The sequence below is a fragment of the Komagataeibacter europaeus LMG 18890 genome, assembly GCF_000285295.1.
GTDB lineage: Bacteria > Pseudomonadota > Alphaproteobacteria > Acetobacterales > Acetobacteraceae > Komagataeibacter > Komagataeibacter europaeus.
In genome coordinates this window covers 1-1,273 of the sequence record NZ_CADP01000297.1, presented here as the reverse complement: position 1 = coordinate 1,273, position 1,273 = coordinate 1, and the positions used below count along the sequence as shown (strand labels likewise).

Genomic DNA, 1,273 nt, shown 5'->3' with positions numbered 1-1,273 from the left:
GGAAAAATCCACGCAAAATACTCAATGCCGTGAATAAGATGGGCTAACAGCCATCGTGCTTTGAAGTATTTGCTTCTGACGGTCGCACACCAGGAAAAACCCTACTGGGGGTGGAGTGAAGACCTGTGGGTTGAGATTATCAATAATAGTCCTGTTCTGAAAAAAACCGGAATGGTACCGCAGTTGATTGCAGTCGCTTATCTTCTGTGTGGTTTTCGAAGCGTGTACAAAATTCAACGCAATGTGGCGACGGCTGTCGTTGCCCGATTGGTTTTTGGAGCGGAGATTGTTGATACAGAATGTGAGCGTCTGTTCTCGGCCCTAACCCGTGTCGGCTTCGTCTGTCAGACCGTTCGGCCCCTCGTACCATCAGTATTTGCTGCAGTTGCATTACAAGGCGAGAATCCAAAACTTGAAAGTTTTGATAGGAAGATACTGGAACATACACGAGAGTGTTACACAGGAAATCATATCGCCAAGCGGATTGGAATATTGTCAAACGGTTTGGCCGCAATGGGGCTTACATCGAAGGTTATTAATTTCCGGGCATACCAACCTCGTCATGGAACTGAAACTGATAATATCAATCCTGAGTGGATGACATGGTGCCGACGTTGGTTGGAAACAACAACCTTGCGAGAAGGGTCGAGGCGAGCAGTTTACAACACTCTGACCCGTATCGGAATCTGGTTGGGTCGCGAGCATCCTGAGGTCACAGGACCAGAGCAATGGACGGTATCGGTATGTGCCGACTATCTCGCCGCCGTCGACAGGTTACGTATTGGCGATTGGGGCGGTTCCACCTTTGATTATCGTCTGATCCCAACAGTTGGCCAGCCTCTACAGGCTCCAACGAAAGTTGCTTATTATCAGGTTATGCGTCGGTTTTTATCTGATATTCAGAGTTGGGAATGGGCGCAGCTCCGGTGTAATCCGCGATATCATCTCTCGACACCGAAGAATATTGCGAAATATCTTGGCGTAAATCCTAGGACCATAGATGATGCTTCTTGGCTGAAACTGACCTGGGCCAGCTTCAACATTGAACCAGACGATCTTTCTCCTGACTGTTTCTATCCATTCGCCCTGTTGCAGGCAATCGCCGTGGTGTGGACACATGCAGGCCTTCGGAGCAATGAGATCGCCCGACTTCGGGTCGGCTGCACGCGCGAGCAATCAGAGGATGTGGTTGATCAGTCTGGCAACGTCGTTCCGGCAGGGCAGGTCTGCTGGCTTGATGTTCCGGAAGGTAAAACTTCGGTCGCGTACACTA

General features: G+C 49.8%; 1 pseudogene. It reads left to right on the top strand.

Features of this window, described 5'->3' with window-relative positions:
* Nucleotides 1–60: 60 nt before the first annotated feature.
* Nucleotides 61–1,273, top strand: a pseudogene (locus GEU01_RS25470) (site-specific integrase); the annotation flags it as partial.